19 protein-coding genes are annotated in these 19,780 nt (G+C 33.1%); 12 read left to right on the top strand and 7 right to left on the bottom strand.

What is annotated here, in order from left to right:
- Positions 1-37: 37 nt before the first annotated feature.
- Both FC091_RS08720 and FC091_RS08715 read right to left on the bottom strand, forming a co-directional pair.
- Positions 38-766 carry an energy transducer TonB gene (locus tag FC091_RS08720; RefSeq protein ID WP_138433882.1) on the bottom strand — a complete coding sequence of 243 codons (729 nt, stop codon included), beginning with the start codon at positions 764-766 and terminating at the stop codon, positions 38-40.
- 92 nt (positions 767-858) lie between these two features.
- On the bottom strand, positions 859-3,033 hold the full coding sequence (locus FC091_RS08715; protein WP_138433881.1) for a TonB-dependent receptor: 2,175 nt from the start codon (positions 3,031-3,033) through the stop codon (positions 859-861).
- Between the two features lie 153 nt (positions 3,034-3,186).
- Here FC091_RS08715 and FC091_RS08710 point away from each other — a divergent pair, with 153 nt between their 5' ends.
- Positions 3,187-3,888: a lysoplasmalogenase gene (locus FC091_RS08710; RefSeq protein ID WP_138433880.1), complete on the top strand. Its 702-nt coding sequence runs from the start codon at positions 3,187-3,189 to the stop codon at positions 3,886-3,888.
- A gap of 98 nt (positions 3,889-3,986) precedes the next feature.
- Here the strand turns inward: FC091_RS08710 and FC091_RS08705 are convergent, their stop codons facing one another.
- Entirely contained in the window at positions 3,987-5,258 is a 1,272-nt protein-coding gene (locus FC091_RS08705; RefSeq protein ID WP_138433879.1) for an NAD(P)/FAD-dependent oxidoreductase, read from the bottom strand.
- Positions 5,259-5,382: 124 nt separating this feature from the next.
- On the opposite strand from FC091_RS08705, the gene FC091_RS08700 reads away from it, so the two are divergent.
- A complete protein-coding gene (locus FC091_RS08700; protein ID WP_138433878.1) occupies positions 5,383-5,877 on the top strand; it encodes an RNA polymerase sigma factor in 495 nt (164 codons plus the stop codon).
- A 4-nt stretch (positions 5,878-5,881) separates the two neighbouring features.
- Positions 5,882-6,514 carry a hypothetical protein gene (locus FC091_RS08695; protein WP_138433877.1) on the top strand — a complete coding sequence of 211 codons (633 nt, stop codon included), beginning with the start codon at positions 5,882-5,884 and terminating at the stop codon, positions 6,512-6,514.
- Between the two features lie 35 nt (positions 6,515-6,549).
- On the opposite strand, the gene FC091_RS08690 is transcribed toward FC091_RS08695, so the two are convergent.
- Both FC091_RS08690 and FC091_RS08685 read right to left on the bottom strand, forming a co-directional pair.
- Positions 6,550-7,350 (bottom strand): lysophospholipid acyltransferase family protein, encoded by an 801-nt coding sequence (locus FC091_RS08690; RefSeq protein ID WP_138433876.1) that lies wholly within the window; start codon positions 7,348-7,350, stop codon positions 6,550-6,552.
- Between the two features lie 235 nt (positions 7,351-7,585).
- A complete protein-coding gene (locus FC091_RS08685) occupies positions 7,586-8,227 on the bottom strand; it encodes an NUDIX hydrolase (protein WP_138433875.1) in 642 nt (213 codons plus the stop codon).
- Between the two features lie 2 nt (positions 8,228-8,229).
- On the opposite strand from FC091_RS08685, the gene FC091_RS08680 reads away from it, so the two are divergent.
- The 4 genes from FC091_RS08680 to FC091_RS08665 all read left to right on the top strand — a co-directional run bounded on the left by FC091_RS08680 (position 8,230) and on the right by FC091_RS08665 (position 13,047).
- A complete protein-coding gene (locus FC091_RS08680) occupies positions 8,230-8,937 on the top strand; it encodes a peptidylprolyl isomerase (RefSeq protein WP_138433874.1) in 708 nt (235 codons plus the stop codon).
- A gap of 184 nt (positions 8,938-9,121) precedes the next feature.
- Complete coding sequence (locus FC091_RS08675) at positions 9,122-11,266, top strand: M3 family metallopeptidase (RefSeq protein ID WP_138433873.1); 2,145 nt, start codon at positions 9,122-9,124, stop codon at positions 11,264-11,266.
- A gap of 188 nt (positions 11,267-11,454) precedes the next feature.
- Positions 11,455-12,240 (top strand): hypothetical protein, encoded by a 786-nt coding sequence (locus FC091_RS08670; protein ID WP_138433872.1) that lies wholly within the window; start codon positions 11,455-11,457, stop codon positions 12,238-12,240.
- Positions 12,241-12,402: 162 nt separating this feature from the next.
- The gene (locus FC091_RS08665) at positions 12,403-13,047 is read left to right on the top strand and encodes a hypothetical protein (RefSeq protein WP_138433871.1); all 645 of its coding nucleotides are present in this window, start codon (positions 12,403-12,405) and stop codon (positions 13,045-13,047) included.
- Positions 13,048-13,300: 253 nt separating this feature from the next.
- Here FC091_RS08665 and FC091_RS08660 read toward each other — a convergent pair whose 3' ends face one another.
- A complete protein-coding gene (locus FC091_RS08660; protein ID WP_138433870.1) occupies positions 13,301-13,921 on the bottom strand; it encodes a trimeric intracellular cation channel family protein in 621 nt (206 codons plus the stop codon).
- Between the two features lie 168 nt (positions 13,922-14,089).
- The gene (locus FC091_RS08655) at positions 14,090-14,833 is read right to left on the bottom strand and encodes an RDD family protein (protein ID WP_138433869.1); all 744 of its coding nucleotides are present in this window, start codon (positions 14,831-14,833) and stop codon (positions 14,090-14,092) included.
- Positions 14,834-14,856: 23 nt separating this feature from the next.
- Between FC091_RS08655 and FC091_RS08650 the strand changes: the two genes are divergently transcribed.
- The 5 genes from FC091_RS08650 to FC091_RS08630 are packed head-to-tail and all read left to right on the top strand — an operon-like array spanning position 14,857 to position 19,768.
- On the top strand, positions 14,857-15,834 hold the full coding sequence (locus tag FC091_RS08650; protein ID WP_138433868.1) for a stage II sporulation protein M: 978 nt from the start codon (positions 14,857-14,859) through the stop codon (positions 15,832-15,834).
- Complete coding sequence (locus FC091_RS08645) at positions 15,821-16,762, top strand: hypothetical protein (protein ID WP_138433867.1); 942 nt, start codon at positions 15,821-15,823, stop codon at positions 16,760-16,762. Before FC091_RS08650 ends, FC091_RS08645 begins: the two co-directional genes overlap by 14 nt.
- Positions 16,763-16,820: 58 nt before the next feature.
- Positions 16,821-17,507, top strand: coding sequence for a DUF4129 domain-containing protein (locus FC091_RS08640; protein ID WP_138433866.1), 687 nt, complete (start codon positions 16,821-16,823; stop codon positions 17,505-17,507).
- Positions 17,507-18,700, top strand: a complete 1,194-nt coding sequence (locus FC091_RS08635; RefSeq protein WP_138433865.1) for a DUF4350 domain-containing protein — start codon at positions 17,507-17,509, stop codon at positions 18,698-18,700. The genes FC091_RS08640 and FC091_RS08635 overlap by 1 nt, the downstream gene beginning before the upstream one ends.
- A 6-nt stretch (positions 18,701-18,706) precedes the next feature.
- Complete coding sequence (locus tag FC091_RS08630) at positions 18,707-19,768, top strand: AAA family ATPase (protein ID WP_171032496.1); 1,062 nt, start codon at positions 18,707-18,709, stop codon at positions 19,766-19,768.
- Positions 19,769-19,780: the final 12 nt, after the last annotated feature.

The following is a 19,780-nucleotide window of genomic DNA, read 5'->3' as shown; positions in this document are numbered from 1 at the left end:
AATCAATCAAAAATTTATCTAAACCAACTTGTTATAATTAGTTGTTCTGTAATTTAAAGTTAATAGGTATGCTATAAGGAACACCTACTGGCTTATTACGTTGTTTACCTGGTTCCATTTTTGGCAATAAGCTTATAATACGCTCTGCTTCAGTTTCTAACAATTTATCAGGTCCACGTGTTTGAATCTTAGCTACTTTACCATGCTTGTCTATTAAGAAGAATACAAATACTTTACCTTGAATATCAAGCTCAGCTGCTGCATCAGGATATCTAAAATGCTTTTGTAGGTGTTCTTGCATTTTTTCTTGGAAACAAGCCTTTAATTCATCGTTGTTACCTGTACATCCTGGGAATTGAGGTACTTTTTCTATAACTGCAAATGGCACTTCTATATCTTCCTCAACTTCTTCTACTTCTACTTCATCTACACTTACAACACGTTCTTCGATAATATCATCTTGCCCAATCTCACTACTTTCAACAACTGTTTCCTCTATTTCTACAACGTCTTCTACTACAGTTATAGCTTCAGAAACTATCGTTTTTGGTGGTGGAGGTGGTGGTGGAATATTAATAGTTGTAATAGGAATATCTTCTTCCAATTGTTCTGTTAGCATTAAGATATCTGCCTTAACCGTCTCTGTTTCGTAAGTCTTATGTTCTAATCCTAAGTATGTAAGGAGTAACATTACGTTTAAGCCAACAGCAAAATATAAACTGCTGTTTCGACCTACATTGGCTCTTGGGTTCTTCTTTAATTCCATGACGTTTAATTTTATACTTTAAAGTTAACCATCATTCGGCGCAAAACTCATGACAAAAGTCATGTTTAAAAAATTGTTAAATATTTTAACATTTAAAGGTTATCTAATTGATTGTCCGTACCATCTTCACTAATGGTCCAAAAGAAGCCTATAAAAAAGAACTGGTCGGTTGCTGGTCTAAAAGCCATTCTATCGAATTGACCATTGGCATCTGGTGTGTTAGAGTATTGATAACCGTTAATATTTCTAAAGCCAAGAACATTGTTCACCGAAAAATACAAGATTTTTTGTTGATCAATTAAATAGGCCCAATTTAAACTTATACTATTAAATGGCTTAGTTCGCTCTGCGAGAAACTCATCTGTATTTGGGTTATTGTACGGTCTACCTGAGGCAAAAGTATAGTCTATACCAAGTTGACTTTTCCAACTGTCTATCCAATACTTACCAACTACTGAAAAATTATGGTTTGATGCAAAATTTGGCTGTGCTGCTAATGGAAAATTCTGATGGTTACGTTCTGTATCTAAGTATGAATAACTTAACCAATAATCTAGATTTTTAACGCTTGTATTGTCTCGCCAAAATAAATCAACACCTTGTGCATAACCATTACCGCTTGTGTTGAAATTGGTATTTATAGTATTGTTTAAGTCATTATTTAAATTAGTGAAATTACTATCAAACTTTACCAAATTGTCATAATCCTTTCTATAAGCTTCAGCTCTAAAAATCTTACCATTATTTACATATTGATAATTAAGAATATACTGTGTTGTTTTTTGAGCCTCTAAATCTTGTTCAAATCTTAAAATGTTGTTGTTAGGGTTTTGAAAAAAATTTCCATAGGCTAAAGAAAACTGCCCATTCTTAGAACTTTTGTAAGCCAAAGCTGCTCTCGGACCTACTTCAGTGTCATTAAAAACTGAGCTGTAATCTGCTCGTATACCAGCTTTTAATGCTAATTTTTTAGAAAAAATTACATCAGCCTCGGCAAAGCCTGCAGTTATATTATTTTCAAAACCATAAGACACATTAAAGGAATCGTCTTTAAAATTTTCGTTATATCCTGTTATGAACTGTTCGGCACCAAAACTCACTTTAAAACGACTGCTAAAACGCTTCTTTAATTTTAGCTTTAAATGTGCTGAATTCTCAATACTATTGATAGCAATGGTTTCGATACCATTCTTAGAATCATCATGCGTAAAACTCAATCCAGTTTGTATGGACCAACTATTTCCTAGAACACCTTTGTAGGAGGAATTAAGGTAAAAATTTCTGTTGTTCAAGCTAAAGTTTAAGCCGTCTTCAAAATTGATATCTTGTTGTGTCAATTCAAAATCGGTTGTATCAAAGGCGGAATAAAATTTAAAAAGACCATTTTTTAATTTTCTTCTAAATACCATTTCACCTTGAGCTGCCTGGAATGGCTTTTGAAATGTGTTTCTGTTATCAAAGATTTCAAAATATGGTGCAAGATTAATGTATGATGCATTAAAGCTTAAAGAAGACTTTTCCCATTTTTGTGTATTTCCTAGCGTGGCTCCAACACTCATAATGCCAATATCTGTTTTTTCTTGGTCTGGTTCGTCTATTGTATTTAATAACAATACACTAGATAAAGCTTGGCCGTACTCAGCAGAATAGCCACCCGTTGAGAAGGTTATGCCATCAAATAAAAATGGCGAGTAGCGTCCGCGAGCAGGTAGATTGTTGGTAGTAGGTGTAAACGGTGTAAACACACGTATACCATCGATAAAAATCTGGGTTTCGTTGGCATCACCTCCTCGCACAAACAAACGACCATCTTCTGCATTGTTAGAAGTACCAGGAAGCGTTTGTAATGCACCGACAAAATCACCAAGAGCACTAGCTGTAGTTACCACATCTAGTGGTTTTAATACCGAGACTTTACTATTGTCATTAGCTTCAAAAGTACCTGCACTCAAAACTACCGTATCTAACGATTCTACATCTTCTCTTAAAACAATAGATAAATTATTAAAATTTGAAACATCATTCACAATGGTTTTTGTTTCATACGATAAAAAAGAAATCACCAAAGCTTGGGTTCCTGTTTCTTCGGTTATGAATGAAAATTGTCCATCTGCATTAGATGTTGCTCCATCATAAGTTCCATCGAGATAAATATTAGCCCCCTCAATAGGTCGTTTTTTGTTATCCAATACCTTTCCAGAGATTGTGGTTTGAGCATAGCTTAGGTTAATGAGACATAAAACTATCAATGTAATTAACTTGTTCATTTTTCTTTTGCTTAATTTAGTTCAGTATGACTGATTTGATTTATCTTGTTTTGATGTAACAAACTTCAATCATTATGATCTATTACTAAATTCTATGTTACCGAGTTGTAATATTTAAAGGACGAATTGAATATTTTTAATTAATTTCAAATCATGAAACTAACCAACACTGAGAAACAATTCAGTATTCTATACTTTGTAATTGTAATATTTGAAATTATAACAGGAAGTACAGAAACCTTAGAAATAGCACATTATATAGCCAAACCTGCTATAGTCGTCAGCTTAATGTTCCTATTTATCAAAACGTCTGGAAGCATTTCAAAATCTATAAAACGGATTACGCTTTTGGCATTGGGATTTTCGGTTTTGGGTGATATTCTATTAATGTTTATAGATCAGTCACCACACTTTTTTACCATTGGGCTCGTTGCTTTCTTATTAGCACATGTAATGTATATCCTTGTATTTTTAAAACACAGAAATAAACAAAAGCCAATCATAGGCTTTGTGATACTGCTATTAGCCTATGCTTCAGGATTATTCTATTTACTAAAAGATGGTTTAGGAGCTATGCTTATTCCTGTAATTGTCTATATGGTTGTAATTTTGAGCATGGCAACCACAGCATTTATGAGAAAGGGGATTGTAAACTATATGAGTTATAACCTGGTTTTTGTTGGTGCTATTTTCTTTATGATTTCTGATAGCATTTTAGCATTGAACAAATTCTATGAGCCACTACCCTTTTCTAACATAAGTATTATGCTAACTTATGCATTGGCTCAGTTTTTTATTGTGATAGGAATTTTAAAGTTGAAAAAACTACCTAAAATTAAAACTTTGTCAATCTGAACTTGTTTCAGATTCTAATTTAATTATAAATCCGACTGTTTTAGATGCTGAAATAAATTCAGCACGACAACTTTAATCTACAGCTAAATAACGCTAAATTACCTCTTAAAAGGTCTAATGATGAGTCTTGCTGCCTTATCAAAATTAATGTAGTTATACGTCCAGTTGAAGAATACAATTACTCTATTTCTAAAACCTACTAAAGACATAAGATGAACAAACATCCAAATAAACCATGCAAAAAAGCCACCAAATTTAAAGGCCTTTAAATCTACAACAGCTTTATTTCTACCAATTGTGGCCATGGACCCTTTATCATTGTACACAAAGGCTTTCATTGGCTTCTTATTGATTAATCTCAATAGATTTTTTCCTAACAAATTGCCTTGCTGTATAGCTGGTTGCGCTACTTGCGGATGACCTTTAGGGTAATCTTCAGAAGTCATTTGTGCTATATCACCAATAGCAAAAATATTGTCATAACCTTCAACTTGATTAAATTCGTTAACCTTGTATCTGTTGGCACGTTCTACCAAAGCAGAAGCATTTAAACCATCTACAGGCGCACCAGTTACACCAGCTGCCCATATCAAAGTTTCAGATTTTAATTGTAAATCTGTGTTTGTCGATACCTCTAACCCATCATAATCTGTAACTTGAGTATTGCAATGCACGTTTACACCTAAAGATTTTAAGAACTTTTCTGCTTTCTTAGAAGCGTGCTCACTCATTGGAGGTAATACTCTTGTTGAGCCTTCAAGCAAATGAATATGCATATCATTAGCATTAAGATCTTGGTAGTCTCTTGGTAAAACATTATTCTTTAATTCTGCAATGGCACCAGCTAATTCTACACCTGTTGGTCCGCCACCTACAATTACAAAATTGAGATAAGCTTCACGCTCTTCTTTAGTATTTGCAATAACAGCTTTTTCAAAATTTTGAAGAATTAAGCTTCTAATATTTAATGCCTGAGGCACTGTTTTCATTGGCATACTATTCTTCTCAATATCTGCATTACCAAAAAAATTGGTTTTTGTTCCCGTTGCCAACACTAAGTAATCGTAAGTTAAATCGCCAATACTTGTTTTAATACTTTTTTGTTCTGGTTGTATTTCACTTACCTCGGCCAATCGAAAAAATGAGGTCTTGTGTTTTTTTATAATTTTCCTCAAAGGATAAGCTATAGAATCTGGTTCCAATCCTGAACTAGACACTTGATATAAAAGTGGTTGAAATGTATGATAGTTATGTTTATCTATAAGTACTACTTGGAGATTTTTATTCGCTAAGGTTTTTGCTAAATTTATGCCAGCAAAACCACCACCAACAATAACAACTCTTGGTAAATTAGACTCAGGAATATTCATGGAAAATAGAGGTTGAATTACACTAACAAAGATACGAGTAATGGTGCGTAAAAGATACTTTTTTAATATTTGTGTAACATTAATTAAAGTAAAGCTACATATAGTTAACTAACCAAATAAATAATTGAACAAAGAACTAGAACATAGTTTTGTAGAGCAGTTGCAAAAGCATCAAAACATTGTACATAAGGTATGCCGTTTGTATACCAACAATCAAGATGCACACAACGATTTGTTTCAGGAAATAACTATACAACTCTGGAAAGCCTATCCTAAGTTTAGAGGTGACTCAAAATTTAGTACCTGGATGTACCGTGTTGGATTAAATACAGCCATTACACTGTACAGAAAATCGAAACGAAGAATTAATACACAAGAGTTTGATAGTGTTCAATTTAAAATAAAAGCTGAGGAATACGATGATACAGAAGAGCAACAGTTAAAGTTGCTTTATAATGCGGTACAACAACTAAATGATATTGAAAAAGCCTTAGTTTTTCTATACTTAGAAGATAAAGATTATAGAGAGATAAGTCAAACTCTAGGTATCACAGAAGTAAATGCACGAGTGAAAATGAACCGTGTAAAAAAGAAATTAAAAACAATATTAAATCCGTAAACTTATGGATGAATTAGAATTATTAAAGAAGGATTGGAACAAAGGAAGTGATGAGTTTAAAAACTATTCAGATTCTGACATTTATCCAATGTTGCACAAAAAATCATCATCTATTGTAAAAACCCTGTTTTACATTAGTGTTGCTGAGCTTATTTTTTGGATCCTTGTTAGTTACGTTCCGTATTTCTTTTCAGACAAAATGCGAGCAAAATTAGAAGCCAGCTATGAAAACCCTCTTTTTACAGGACTAACAATTTTTGGTTTTGCGGTGGTTGCATTATTTGTATATCTACTTTACAAATCGCATAAGTCCATATCTTCTACAGATAATGCTAAAAAATTAATGGAAAGTATTCTTAGAACAAGAAAAGTTATTAAGTACTACGTATTGTATAATCTTGTCATGATCTTTATTTCTATACCGCTTTCGCTTTATTTTGAATTCAATCAAAACTCAGATTTTCATGATCAGGTAGCGGCTTTCGACACAACTCAAATGACGATTTTAGTAGGAATAACAATATTGATAACAGCCGTTTTCTTAGTTATTATATGGCTGTTTTATAAGCTTATCTATGGTATTCTATTAAAACGCCTTAACAGAAACTACAATGAGTTAAAAAAGCTGGAAGTTTAAGTTTAGATTATTAGAGTTTTAGACGCGTTAGAAATCTACCAATCCCTAAGCTCTTTGTTTAAACGCTCTTTTTCCTCAAGTTCTTCTTGCGGAATTACCTTTAAAAACGAAGGATGCTGCTCAATTGCATATTCAATTTTTTCTACGATATCAGCAATAGATTCGTTGTCATAATCTATTTCTAGAGGTTGTTTTATTTCAAAAGATTGATAGATATTTTTCTTCTTAATGCGTAATCCTTTTTTATCAAAAGAACGTCTAAACCCATCAATAACTATGGGCACAACTAAAGGTTTGTATGTTTTTATAATATGAGCTGTGCCCTTTCTAATGGGTTTAAAAGGTGTTGTAGTCCCTTGCGGAAACGTAACCACCCAACCATCATCAAGCGCTTTTTTAATATTGGTGATATCGCTCATCTTTACTTGGCGATTTACATCTTGCCCTTTAGATCTCCATGTTCTTTCAATGCTTATAGAACCAGTGTATGCAAAAATCTTAGGTATGAGACCCGATTTCATAGTTTCCTTAGCAGCAACATAATACATATTTAGCTTAGGATTCCATAAATAACCTACATTTTTAATGCTATCTAATCGTCCACTAAGACTGGCATTAAACACATGAAACATGGCTATAACATCTGCAAAGTATGTTTGGTGATTAGAAATAAATAGCACGTTAGTATCTGGTAAGTTTTTAATGATTTCAGAACCTTCAATCTGCAGTTCGTTAAAACCTCTAAAACGTCTGTGTGTTAGAAGTCCTAGGATTCTGATTAACCATTTTTTTACCCAAAGTATATGACCAAAAGGATTTTTTTTGAATAATCCCATTATAAATTTTTATTTTTGAACGAGGCTTTAATGAAATTCGTCATTTCGAGTGTATTTTGCGATTGAACATGAGCAAAATATGTATCGAGAGAAAGAATTTTATCTAACAAGTTTTTGATACTAATTTGTTTCCAATCTATTTTGGAAACAAAACCACTCGAACTGACAATAAAAATATTTGGTTAAAGCATTCTATTGTTATGTTCGTTTATGCAAAAGTAAGAAATAAGACAACTTATAAAACTTGTTTTAACAAGTCTTTGATTTCACCGAGCATCATTGCTGTTGCTCCCCAAACAATGTGACCATTTAATTTAAAGGCTGGCACAGCCACCTTAGCATTAAAAGATGTAGGCACTTTAGTAGTAATTACGTTACGCTCGTCTAAAAATTCTTGTATGTGAATCTCAAGAATATCCTCAACCTCGTCATCTTGTTTTATAAACTGAGGAGTAGAATCTAAAAGTCCCAAATATGGGTGTACCATAAAATTACTAGGTGGAATGTACAATGGAGAAATAGTCTTAATCACATTTACCTTATCCATTGGTACACCAACCTCTTCTTCTGTTTCACGAAGCGCTGTTACCATTAAATTATCATCTCCTTCCTCATATTTACCACCAGGAAAACCAACTTGGTTAGAGTGTACACCTTTGTATGTTTTTCTGAGAATTAACACCAAATTGGTCTCTGCTTTTTGGTCTGGATAAAACAACGCCATTACACCAGCAGTCTTAGCTGTTTTAGCCTTTTCTTTCATGCGCTTAGCAAAATCTAATCGGTAAGGTGGAGACATTTTAGCATGCGATTCTTCGCCAAAAAGCTCTAGATGTTTTATTTTTACTACGGATTCAGAAAACGTATTAAAGTGCATTTATGAGATTTCTATTATTGTTTTTTACTATTCTTTTTTTATCGAACTGTGAAGATAAGCAAACTTCAAAAAATTCTAACACTACCACTGTAAAAGATACCACAACTACCAAAGCGAAGCCAACACCAAAAAAGAAGGCAAAAAAGACATCAGAATTTCCAATTCTTACGGATGACAATGCCATGGAGTTCTTTTTAGAATACGACAAAGAACACAAGGAAAATAAAGTACGACTTACTACTGATTTTGGAAACATAGACATATTGCTCTATGATAAAACCAAGTTCCATCGTTCTAACTTCATTTATCTCACTAAACGCAAATACTTTGACGGCACACAATTTTACAGAGTTGTAAAAGATTTTATAATACAAGGAGGAAGTAGCGACGGATTAGATTTATACAAAAAACGACGCAAAATTGGTAAATACCTCTTACCACCAGATACTAAACGTGGCTATACACATCAACGAGGTTCAATCTCAATGCCAAGTAGCGAAATTGAAAACGCATACAAACTCGCCTCGCCATTTCAGTTTTTTATTGTGGTAAACAGAGAAAAAGCCAAACATCTCGATGGTGATTACACGGTTTTTGGAGAAGTTATAAAAGGTATGGATGTGGTGGATAGAATTAATGCTGTAAAGACTGATGATGGTGACTGGCCAGTTGATAATGTTTACATTAAAAAGGTAGAAATTATAGAATAATTAAGAAGTCCACTGTACTAAAATTAATATCTTGTATACTTAAACTGTGTCATTCTGAACCTTGTACTGAACTAAGTCGAAGTGTTGCTTCAGAATCTCATCAAGCCAAATAATTTAACTAACTCTTAGATGCTGAAACAAGTTCAGCATGACAAATTAAAGATTTTAAAAACGAACTAAAACAATGATTTCCAAAGTAATTAAAGCTACTGTTTTAAGTAGCATTATCTTATTTGCAAGTTGTAAAGAAGAACAAAAAACCGAAGACAAATCAATGACAGAAAATATCCTACTACGAGAGTGGACAGGACCTTACCAAGGTGTTCCTGCTTTTGACAAAATGAATGTAGCTGATGTAAAAGAAGCTGTTGAAAAAGGCATGGAATTACAATTAGAAGAAATTGATGCCATTGCCAATAATACAGAAGCACCAACTTTTGAAAACACCATCGTCGCCATGGAAAGTGCAGGCAAAACTTTAGATCGTGTGTTTACCTATTATGGTATTTTGTCTAGCAATATGTCATCACCAGAATTTAGAGAAGTACAAGCAGAATTAGCACCTAAACTTTCAGAATTTCGTTCTAAGATTTCTCAGAATGAAAAATTATTTCAACGCATCAAAACCGTTTATGAAGTTTCACAAAAAAATCCTCTAGAACCACAAGAACAACGTGTTGTAGATTTGACCTACAAACAATTTGAAATGAATGGTGCCAACCTTGATGCGGAAAAGAAAAAGCGCTATGCTGAAATCAACAAAGAACTTTCAACATTATACACTAAGTTTTCTAACAATGTACTGCACGATGAAGAAAACTATGTCACGTATTTAACCAAAGATCAACTTGGTGGTTTGTCTGATGGTTTTATAAAATCGGCTGCTAAAATAGCTGCAGACAAAGGCAAAGAAGGCATGTATGCCATTACCAACACACGCTCTTCTATGGATCCATTTCTTACCTACTCTACTGAGCGCGAATTGCGCAAACAAGTTTGGGAAAACTACTACTCTAGAGGAGATAATGGAGATGAATACGACAACAACCAAATTATTGCAGAAATTTTAAAACTACGTAAAGAGCGTGTAGGCCTTTTGGGATACGATAATTATGCTGAGTGGAGATTACAAGACCGAATGGCAAAAAATCCTGAAAATGCCATGGATTTAATGCTAAAAGTTTGGCCTGCAGCAACTGCAAGAGTAAAAGAAGAAGTTGCAGATATGCAAACTGTAGCAAACGAGCTTGGAGATAACATAACGATAGAACCTTGGGATTACCGTTACTATGCCGAAAAAGTTCGTAAAAAGAAATACGATTTAGATAGCGATGAAGTAAAACAATACCTTCAGTTAGACAAATTAACCGAAGCTATGTTCTTTGTGGCTGGAGAAATTTTTAATTATAAATTTACACCTGTTGAAGAAGGCTCAGTTCCTGTGTTTCATGAGGATGTAAAGGTTTGGGAAGTCACAGATAAAGACTCTGGCAAACACATTGGGCTTTGGTACTTAGACCCTTATGCTCGCGAAGGTAAACGTTCTGGTGCTTGGGCTACAACTTACAGAAGTTCTACCACTTTTGAAGGACAAACTAATGTATTAGCCTCTAACAACTCTAACTTTGTAAAACCAGCACCTGGTGAAGCGGTTTTGGTGTCTTGGGATGATGCCACTACGTTTTTCCATGAGTTTGGGCACGCGTTACACTTCTTTGCGGCAGATGTGAAGTATCCAACACTACAAGGAGGTGTTAGAGATTATACCGAGTTTCAATCACAATTGTTAGAGCGCTGGTTATCTACAGATAAAGTTATCAATCAGTTTTTGGTACACCACGAAACAGGAAAACCGATTCCAGCCGAATTGGTTGAAAAAATTAAAAAAGCAGCAACCTTTAACCAAGGCTTTGCTACAACAGAATATTTAGCCTCTGCTTTAGTTGATATGAAATTACACTTAGCAGATCCAACTAATATAGATATAGATAAATTTGAGCGCGAAGCCTTAGACGAGTTAGGTATGCCAAAAGAATTGCCAATGCGTCATAGAACTCCACATTTTGGACACGTATTTTCTGGCGAAGGCTATGCCACAGCATACTATGGTTATATGTGGGCAGATGTTTTAACGAGTGATGCCTCTGAAGCGTTTAAAGAAGCACCAGATGGGTTTTACGACAAAGCCGTTGCTGACAAATTAGTAAAGTATTTGTTTGCGCCACGCAATGCTATGGATCCTACAGAAGCGTACCGACTATTTAGAGGACGCGATGCTAAAATTGAAGCCTTAATGCGCGATAGAGGCTTTCCTGTTCCTAAGAATTAGGATGTTTTAAATATAGGTTTAAAAGCCATCACAAATTGTGATGGCTTTTTATTTATAGCTATTTAGAAAAAGTACTATTATTTTATTAAATTGTTGACTATAAACATATAAGTTGGATATATGTAATATGTGTATCCAATTGTTGGCTGTAATTTGACACTCAAACCTTATGACAAAACTTGATTAGAATGTATTACTCTTTATATCAAAAGAAAACACTTGAATATCTATTCAATAAATACAAACCTGGTTCAAAACGAAAAGAACAAAATGATGTGAAAAGATTAAACTTAAATGGGAAAATTAAAAATTATAAAATTATACGTGACAACACAATAATTCAAGAATATGAATTCAATGAATTAGGCTTTATAGTTTTAGAATTCAATCCCAGAGAATATTATATGAATGAATTTTACGATAACGGTTTAATCAAAGAAAAAAGAGTTTTTGACACTAATGATAAAAACTTATGTACAGAATATTATCATTATAATACTTTAGGAATATTAGAAGAAAAAATAGTTGGATTTCACAATAATCTAAAACAAAATTATGATGAATACTATGAATATGATAAAAGAGGTAACACAACTGCCATAATTAGGCAATATGCTAATTATAATGATGATGTTGAAACACTTAAATACAATTCAAAATGTCAAAAAACAGACCATTATATTTTTGACAAATCTTCACGGAATTTTATCGGTAGGTTTAAGTATAAATACAAAGAGCTTTTGACTATAGAAAAGTATTTTTCGGAAGATAATGAACTTCTCTCATCTAAAAAGTGTATTCTTGATTTACATAAAAATCCTATTCAAACAGAACTGTATGTGAAATTTAATAATATAAAATCTATTACAAATTACCTATACAGCTACGATAAACACCAAAATTGGGTGACAAGAGACAAAAGTTTAAATGGAGCAAAAAGGGTTCAAGAAACAACTGATATTGAATATTTTTAAATATAAAAACTACAGCCAACAACAGTATAATTCATTGTTAATACTCGCCTACTTACGAAAATTCTTGCGGATTTTCTATTCGGTTTGTATTTGCTAAATTAGTTGCTGAAACACGCAACGAAATCATACACAAACACGTTTCAAACATTTTGAACTAACCTAATGGAATACAAACCAGATATTAGAATTAACAACCCTATTTATCTCTTACGACAAGTAACAGAATTATTAAAAATTGCGAAAGAATATAAAAATTCTTCTTCCTTAATTTATGCTTGCCTTGAATGCAGAATCGCACTTGAATTATTGGATTTGAACTTGATTTTGCATTCTGTAAAAAGAGAGGAAAGAGAACAAATTGTGGAAGATTCTAAACCAAAAAACGGAATTGACCGAGTTAATAGACGAATAGGAAGTTTAAAACATAAATATCAGTTGTTTTTCCAAGCAGTCTGTGAATTATTTGAATTTGGAAATGAATATTACGATTACAAAAAATCTAAAGATTTACAGTATAAAGTAAGCACATATATTCATTCTTATCATATGTCTGACGAGCAACTGAAATTTGACTCTGAAAATATGCAAAACTGTTTAAAACTTATTAAGGAAGTTGATAATTTCATAAAATCCTCATTGCCAATTGAGAATGGTTCATATATCGTTTTAGGAATAGAAATAGCAACATTACCAGAAGAAGACAAAATTGTATTGGAAGAATGGAAAACATCAAATTCAATGGAATATGATGAATTGAAAGAGAAGTTATCTGAAAATTTAAAATTACGGAGAGAAAAAAATAAATAAAAACTGTTGGCAAAAACGTGTATAGCTCATTACTCGTTCTCGCCTACTTATAAATACTATCAATAATCATCAACCAATGCAAGACTATAAAATCCCAAACCAGAATAGGTCACGTACACTTAAAGGTTTCAGACCTAATACTTGTTAAACTTTAATTTTGTTCTATTGGCTTTTGAACTTTCTATGAAATATGGTGGATTAGATATATACTCAAGACAATAAAACACTAGAAATTTACTCTTTGATATTGAAATTATTCCTCTACATCTTCAGGCTTATACAAACTCGGCAAACTCACTTTAAAACGTACTGCTATGAGTCTAATGAGTATTACAACCAAACCTGCAATAATAAAAAGGTAGTTTTCGTCATTTAAAAATAAGCGCATTATAAAATAACTGAATCCACCAACAATACAAGCTGTGGCATAGATTTCTTTTCTAAATATCACCGGAATTTCGTTACACAAAATATCTCTGGTAACACCACCAAAACAAGCGGTCATTGTACCAAGTGCAATACAAATTATTGGGTGTAATCCTGCTACTAAACCTGTTTCTATACCAACAACAGTGTAAAGCCCAATGCCAATAGTATCAAACAAAAAGAGAGAACGTCGCAGATGTTTAAGGTAATTTCTAAACACTATGGCAAAAACGGTTGAGGCAATAATAACGTAAACAAAGGTCATGTTTCGCATCCAAGACACTGGCTCTACTCCTACCATAATGTCACGCAAGGTTCCGCCACCAACAGCAGTGACAAAGGCAATGATTAACACACCAAATGGATCCATACGTTTATGCATGGCCACCAGTACACCGGAAATGGCAAAAGCTATGGTTCCTAATATGTCTAAGGTTTGAAAAAACATACATATTCCTGTGAAAACAGGAATCTTTTTAAAATTGGTTCAACTTATTATTTAAAACACCTGTCAACATTAAATCCCTACAAACGAGACCCTTCAATAATTCGACACTTCGACTACGCTCAGTATAAGCGATTCACACAAGTTTGTTCTTCAAACTTGGTTCTCTGCTTACATATTTTGAGTGTAGTAGTTATAATCCTTTAAAATGGTATCAATAAATTGCATATCATTTTGGTTGTACTCTTTGAGCTCAATTACCTCAATAATCTTTTGTCGTAACTTAATTAGAGTCTCATAATCTCGTGCTGCTTTAGCTCTCGTATAGGTCTCTTTAATGATACGTGCATCATTATCAGAAAGTTTAATAACATTAGGATACGTTGGCACATAATCTTCTTCTAGCTCTTCTAAAATGGTATGGCTAATGTTTACATTATTCTTTAGCGTAATCACCGAAGTACCAGCTGTCATATCACCCAAACGTTGACTTTTTTTGCTAGTAGCAATAGTAACTAGTGCTACGATTCCAGAAGCCATGTTCAAATCTATGATTCTAAAAAACCATCGCACTAAATAATCATAAATAGAAGCCTGATAACCGTCAATTTTCACCACTTTAATCTTCATGATGCGCTTGCCAATGGTTTGCCCATCTAAAAACGTTTCAAAAATTAATGAGTAAAAAATTACTGGCAAATAAAATGTTAGAATAATGGCAATAATAGACCACATATCCATATCCACAAGAATTTCATTTATTTCAAATGCCTTAAAGAGGATCTGGTAGGTCACTACGACATAAGCAAGCTTAATTATAAGATCTATAAGGTATGCCAAGATGCGTTCTCCCACACTTGCGGCAACAAAATTTATATTAACGTTTTGTGTAGTATTTATTTGTAACTCTACCATTAATTATGTTAATTTGGTTCTCTATGAGAGAAGTCGCATTTATCAAGCAAAATAAACAAAAATGGCTCAATTTCGAAAAGGCTATTTTTGGAAAGCAACTAAAAAATCCTGATGAACTTGCGTCGCTCTACATTCAGCTTGTAAACGATTTGTCTTATGCTCAAACCTATTATCCCAAAAGTAAGACAATTCTATATTTAAATAATCTTACAGCACGAGCATTTCAAAAAATATATAAAACAAAGCGCGAAGAGACCAACAGATTTGTGCATTTCTGGAAAACAGAAGTACCACTGATTGTCTATGGGTACAGACGTTATATTTTATACGCCTTTATAATTGCTTTTAGCTTTATAGCTATTGGTGTACTTTCTGCGGCTTATGACGATGCCTTTGTACGTTTAATCTTAGGTGATGCTTATGTTAACCAAACCCTAGAAAATATTGAAGCTGGTGATCCTGTGGCTATCTACAAAAGCGGAAGCAATTGGGGCAGTTTTATAGGTATTACGCTAAACAACCTCTATGTAGGCATACAGGCATTTTTATATGGTGTTTTTGCTGGCTTGGGCACAGTATATGTGATGCTTCAAAACTTTATTATGGTAGGGTCGTTTCAGTATTTCTTTCATAAGGAAGGTGTGCTATGGGAAAGTGTTAGAGGTATTTGGATTCACGGTTCTATGGAAATTTTCGCTATTGTTATAGAAGGTGCTGCGGGTCTAATTCTTGGTGCTAGTATATTGTTTCCTAAAACATACTCAAGAATAATCTCTTTTAAAATGGGAGTTAAAAACGGAGTGAAGATTTTAATAAGCACATTCCCTTTTACAATTGCTGCTGGGTTTTTAGAAGGTTACGTAACGCGTTATTCTAACACAATTCCAAATTGGTTGAGTATTGGTATCATATTGAGCACATTAAGTCTTATATCATTTTACTATTTAATTTATCCTTTTATCGTTAACAACAAATTAAAAAAGGCACATGCAACTTTATAAATCGAGAAGTTTTGGAGAATTTTTTCAAGATACTTTTTCATTTTTAAGACAAAATGGAGGGCATCTCTACAAGAATTTTTTCATCATCAACGGCATATTTATCCTCATTCTTATGGTATTGGGATATTTCTTCAGCAACTTCTATACAGAAGTTGTTTTTGGTGGGCTTACTAATAATAATCCTAATGCAATAGAAGATTATCTGAACCAAAATGCAAGTATAGTTGTAGTCTTCGTTTTACTCTTTGTAACCATTGGTTTAGTTTCTGCAATAATTTCGTATGCATTTGTCCCTATTTATTTAAAACTTTATGCCAAAAATGACGGTAAAAATTTTACGGCCTCAGATATCATTAATGAGTATAAAGCTAACATTGGTAATATATTTATCTATCTCATCTGTGCTATTGTAATAGCTATACCTTTATTGATTTTAGCAGGTGTCATTAGTTTTATTTTGGCAATTACTATAATTGGTATTATTCTACTTCCTATAGTAATTGGTGCTATAAGTTTGTATTACCAAGGTACACTAATGGAATACATAGAAAACGAAAAGAGCGTTTGGGAAAGTTTTGGGTATTCCTGGACGGTCATGAGCTCTAAATTTTGGGCTGCAATTGGCTCTGTTGGTTTATTTTTTCTAATGGTATACATTGTACAAAACATTGTAGTAATGATACCGTATTTTGTATTTATTGTAGATATGATGACCGACATTAATTCTGGTACAGCTGCAACTTCTCAAGAGATAAGTAAATCTGCTTCTGTTATGATGATAATTATTTTCGTCCTATCGTATTTAGTGGGTTTGGTTTTAAATCTCATTGTGCAAGTTAATCAAGGTATTGTATTCTATAGCCTTAAAGAAGATATAGAAAACATTAATACTAAAAGTGATATAGACCTTATAGGATCTGGTGAGTAAGCTAAAGTATCTATATATTATTTTTTTATGCTTCGGGATTACATCGAGCGCATACGTTTTGCCACCTACCAAAATACTGAATACTATAGTACAAGATAGTGTATATGAAGATAAAGAACCTATTGAAAAGCGTAGCTACGAAGATTTAAAAGACAAATATTCTGGAAACGATTTTATCTACGAACGCGCGTCTAATAATGATGGCTGGTGGACACGTTTTAAGCAATGGTTATCTGATTTTTTCAAGAATCTATTCGATATTAATACCGATGCAAAAGCAGCAGATGTTACAGACATTGTTTTAAAAATATTCTACGTCGTTATTTTTGTTTTGGTGGTATTCTTCATTGTAAAAGCCATTATAAACAAAGAAGGGAAATGGGTTTTTGGTAAATCTTCAGATAAAAGTATTATACCTATTACAGATGTTGAAAGTAATATCTACGAAGCCGATTTTAAGGCACTTATAGCTTCAGCCGAAAGCGAAAACAATTATCGTTTAGCTATAAGATACTACTATTTGTATCTTTTGAAAAACCTTTCTCAGTCTGGCATTATAGAATATGATGTAGAAAAGACCAATAGCGATTATCATTACGAAATTGCTTCAGAACAACTAAAAAAAGAGTTTTCGTATACATCGTATTTGTACAATTACATTTGGTATGGTGAGTTTGATATCGATCAGGTTCAGTTTAAAAAAGCAAAAACAGCGTTTAATCAATTTTTAGATGCCATAAACTAATGAACAGAACTCTAAAAATATATATCGCCATTTTAGTATTACTTTTTATAGGCATTGTTGTCATAGAATTCTCAACTCCACAACCTGTTAACTGGCAAAAAACTTATAACGAAAAGCATAAAATTCCTTTCGGAACTTATATTTTTTATGAGGAATTAGAAGGATTATTTCCGAAGAGCGAAATAAAAGACATTAAACGAACTCCTTACGAATATTTTAATGATTATTACGATTGGGAAGACTCTACATATTATGCCTCAGGAACGTATATGCTCATAGATGAACGTCCTGAGCTTGATAACACTTCAGCACAAGAGTTGCTGGATTTTGCGTCTTTTGGAAATGACATCTTCATTTCTGCTAATTATTTTCCAGATCGATTAAAAGACACCCTAGGATTTAAAACCGATAATAAATATACCTTTTCTGGTAAAGCTAATTTAACCTACACCAACCCTTCATTTGCAAACGATAGTATTGCCATAGAAAAAGGATTAAGTAACATCTATTTTTCTAAAATAGATACCGCTTACACAACTGTTTTAGGCTATCAAAAATTTGGTGATTCGTCTTACACTAATTTCATCAAAACATCTTGGGGAAAGGGTTATTTTTATATTCACTTGCAACCAGCAGTTTTTACTAACTACCAACTTCTAAAAAAAGACAACAAAAAATATGCAGCTGCTGCAATGTCTTATCTAGGTGATGATACCATATTTTTTGACTCACGAAACAAATTAAACGCTACAGAAAGCAGCTCACCATTGCGCTTTATCCTCAGTCAACCAGCATTGCGCTGGGCTTGGTATATTGTATTAATAACAATACTTATTTTTATAATATTTAATGCAAAACGAAAGCAACGCATTGTTAATGTGATAAAACCTCTAAAAAATACAACCGTAGACTTTACCAAAACCATTGGTAACCTGTATTACGAAACCAAAGACCATAACAATCTTATAGAAAAGAAGATTACCTATTTTCTAGAATATATAAGACGTGTCTATTATTTAGACACCCAAATATTAGATGATAAGTTTGTAAAAAATCTGTCATTAAAATCTGGAAAAGATCAAAAAGACATCAAACAACTAGTAGACAAAATTGCTTATTTAAAGTCTAAATCTAACTGTACAGAAGACGATTTATTACAACTAAACAAAGCAATAGAAGATTTTTATAAATAAATGACCATGGAAGAACATTCAAATAACGAACTAAGCGAAAATACGGGAGAGAATACTTCTGAAGCGCAAACAAATTCAACAGAAAACATTACTGAAGACATTAGCTTTAGCAACAGAATCGACCTTTCCGAACTTAAAGATGGCATTGCCTTAATTAAGACCGAAATAGAGAAAGTTATTGTTGGTCAGAAGGAAATGATTGATATGCTCATTGCTTCAATTTTAGCAAATGGTCATTCGCTTATAGAAGGTGTTCCAGGTGTTGCTAAAACCATTTCTGCTAAACTATTGGCAAAGTCCTTAGATATAGATTTTAGTCGAATTCAATTTACACCAGATTTAATGCCAAGTGATATTTTGGGTACTTCTGTGTTTAACATGAAATCTTCGGAATTTGAGTTTAAAGAAGGTCCTATTTTCTCTAACATGATTCTTATTGATGAGATTAATAGAGCACCAGCAAAAACACAAGCAGCTTTGTTTGAGGTAATGGAAGAACGTCAAATAACCATAGATGGCAATAAGTTTAAAATGGATTTACCGTTTATTGTTCTTGCTACCCAAAACCCTGTGGAACAAGAAGGTACGTACCGTTTGCCAGAAGCACAGTTAGACCGTTTTTTGTTTAAAATAGATATCGATTATCCAAACCTAGATGAGGAAATTGAAATTTTAACCAGAGAACAAAACCTAAAAGGTGGCGTAAAAACAGATCAGATCACAGCGCATTTGTCTAAAGCACAGATTAATAAATTTCAAAACCTTGTAGAACAAATTCGTATTGAATCGCACTTACTAAAGTACATTGCAGATATTATTGTTAGCACACGTAGTAACCAATTCTTATACTTAGGTGCCTCGCCAAGAGCTTCTATCGCCATCTTAAGAGCCAGTAAAGCTTTTGCTGCAATGAATGGTAGAGATTTTGTAACACCAGAAGACATAAAGCGTGCTGCAATTCCTGTTTTGCAACACCGTGTTATTGTTACACCAGAGCGCGAGATGGAAGGCATTACCACAAAGCAGATTATTAAGCAGATTATTGAGGCTGTAGAAATTCCAAGATAAACAACAAAATAA

The sequence above is a fragment of the Winogradskyella algicola genome, assembly GCF_005869935.1.
Taxonomy (GTDB): domain Bacteria; phylum Bacteroidota; class Bacteroidia; order Flavobacteriales; family Flavobacteriaceae; genus Winogradskyella; species Winogradskyella algicola.
This window is presented reverse-complemented; position numbering and strand designations above follow the sequence as displayed.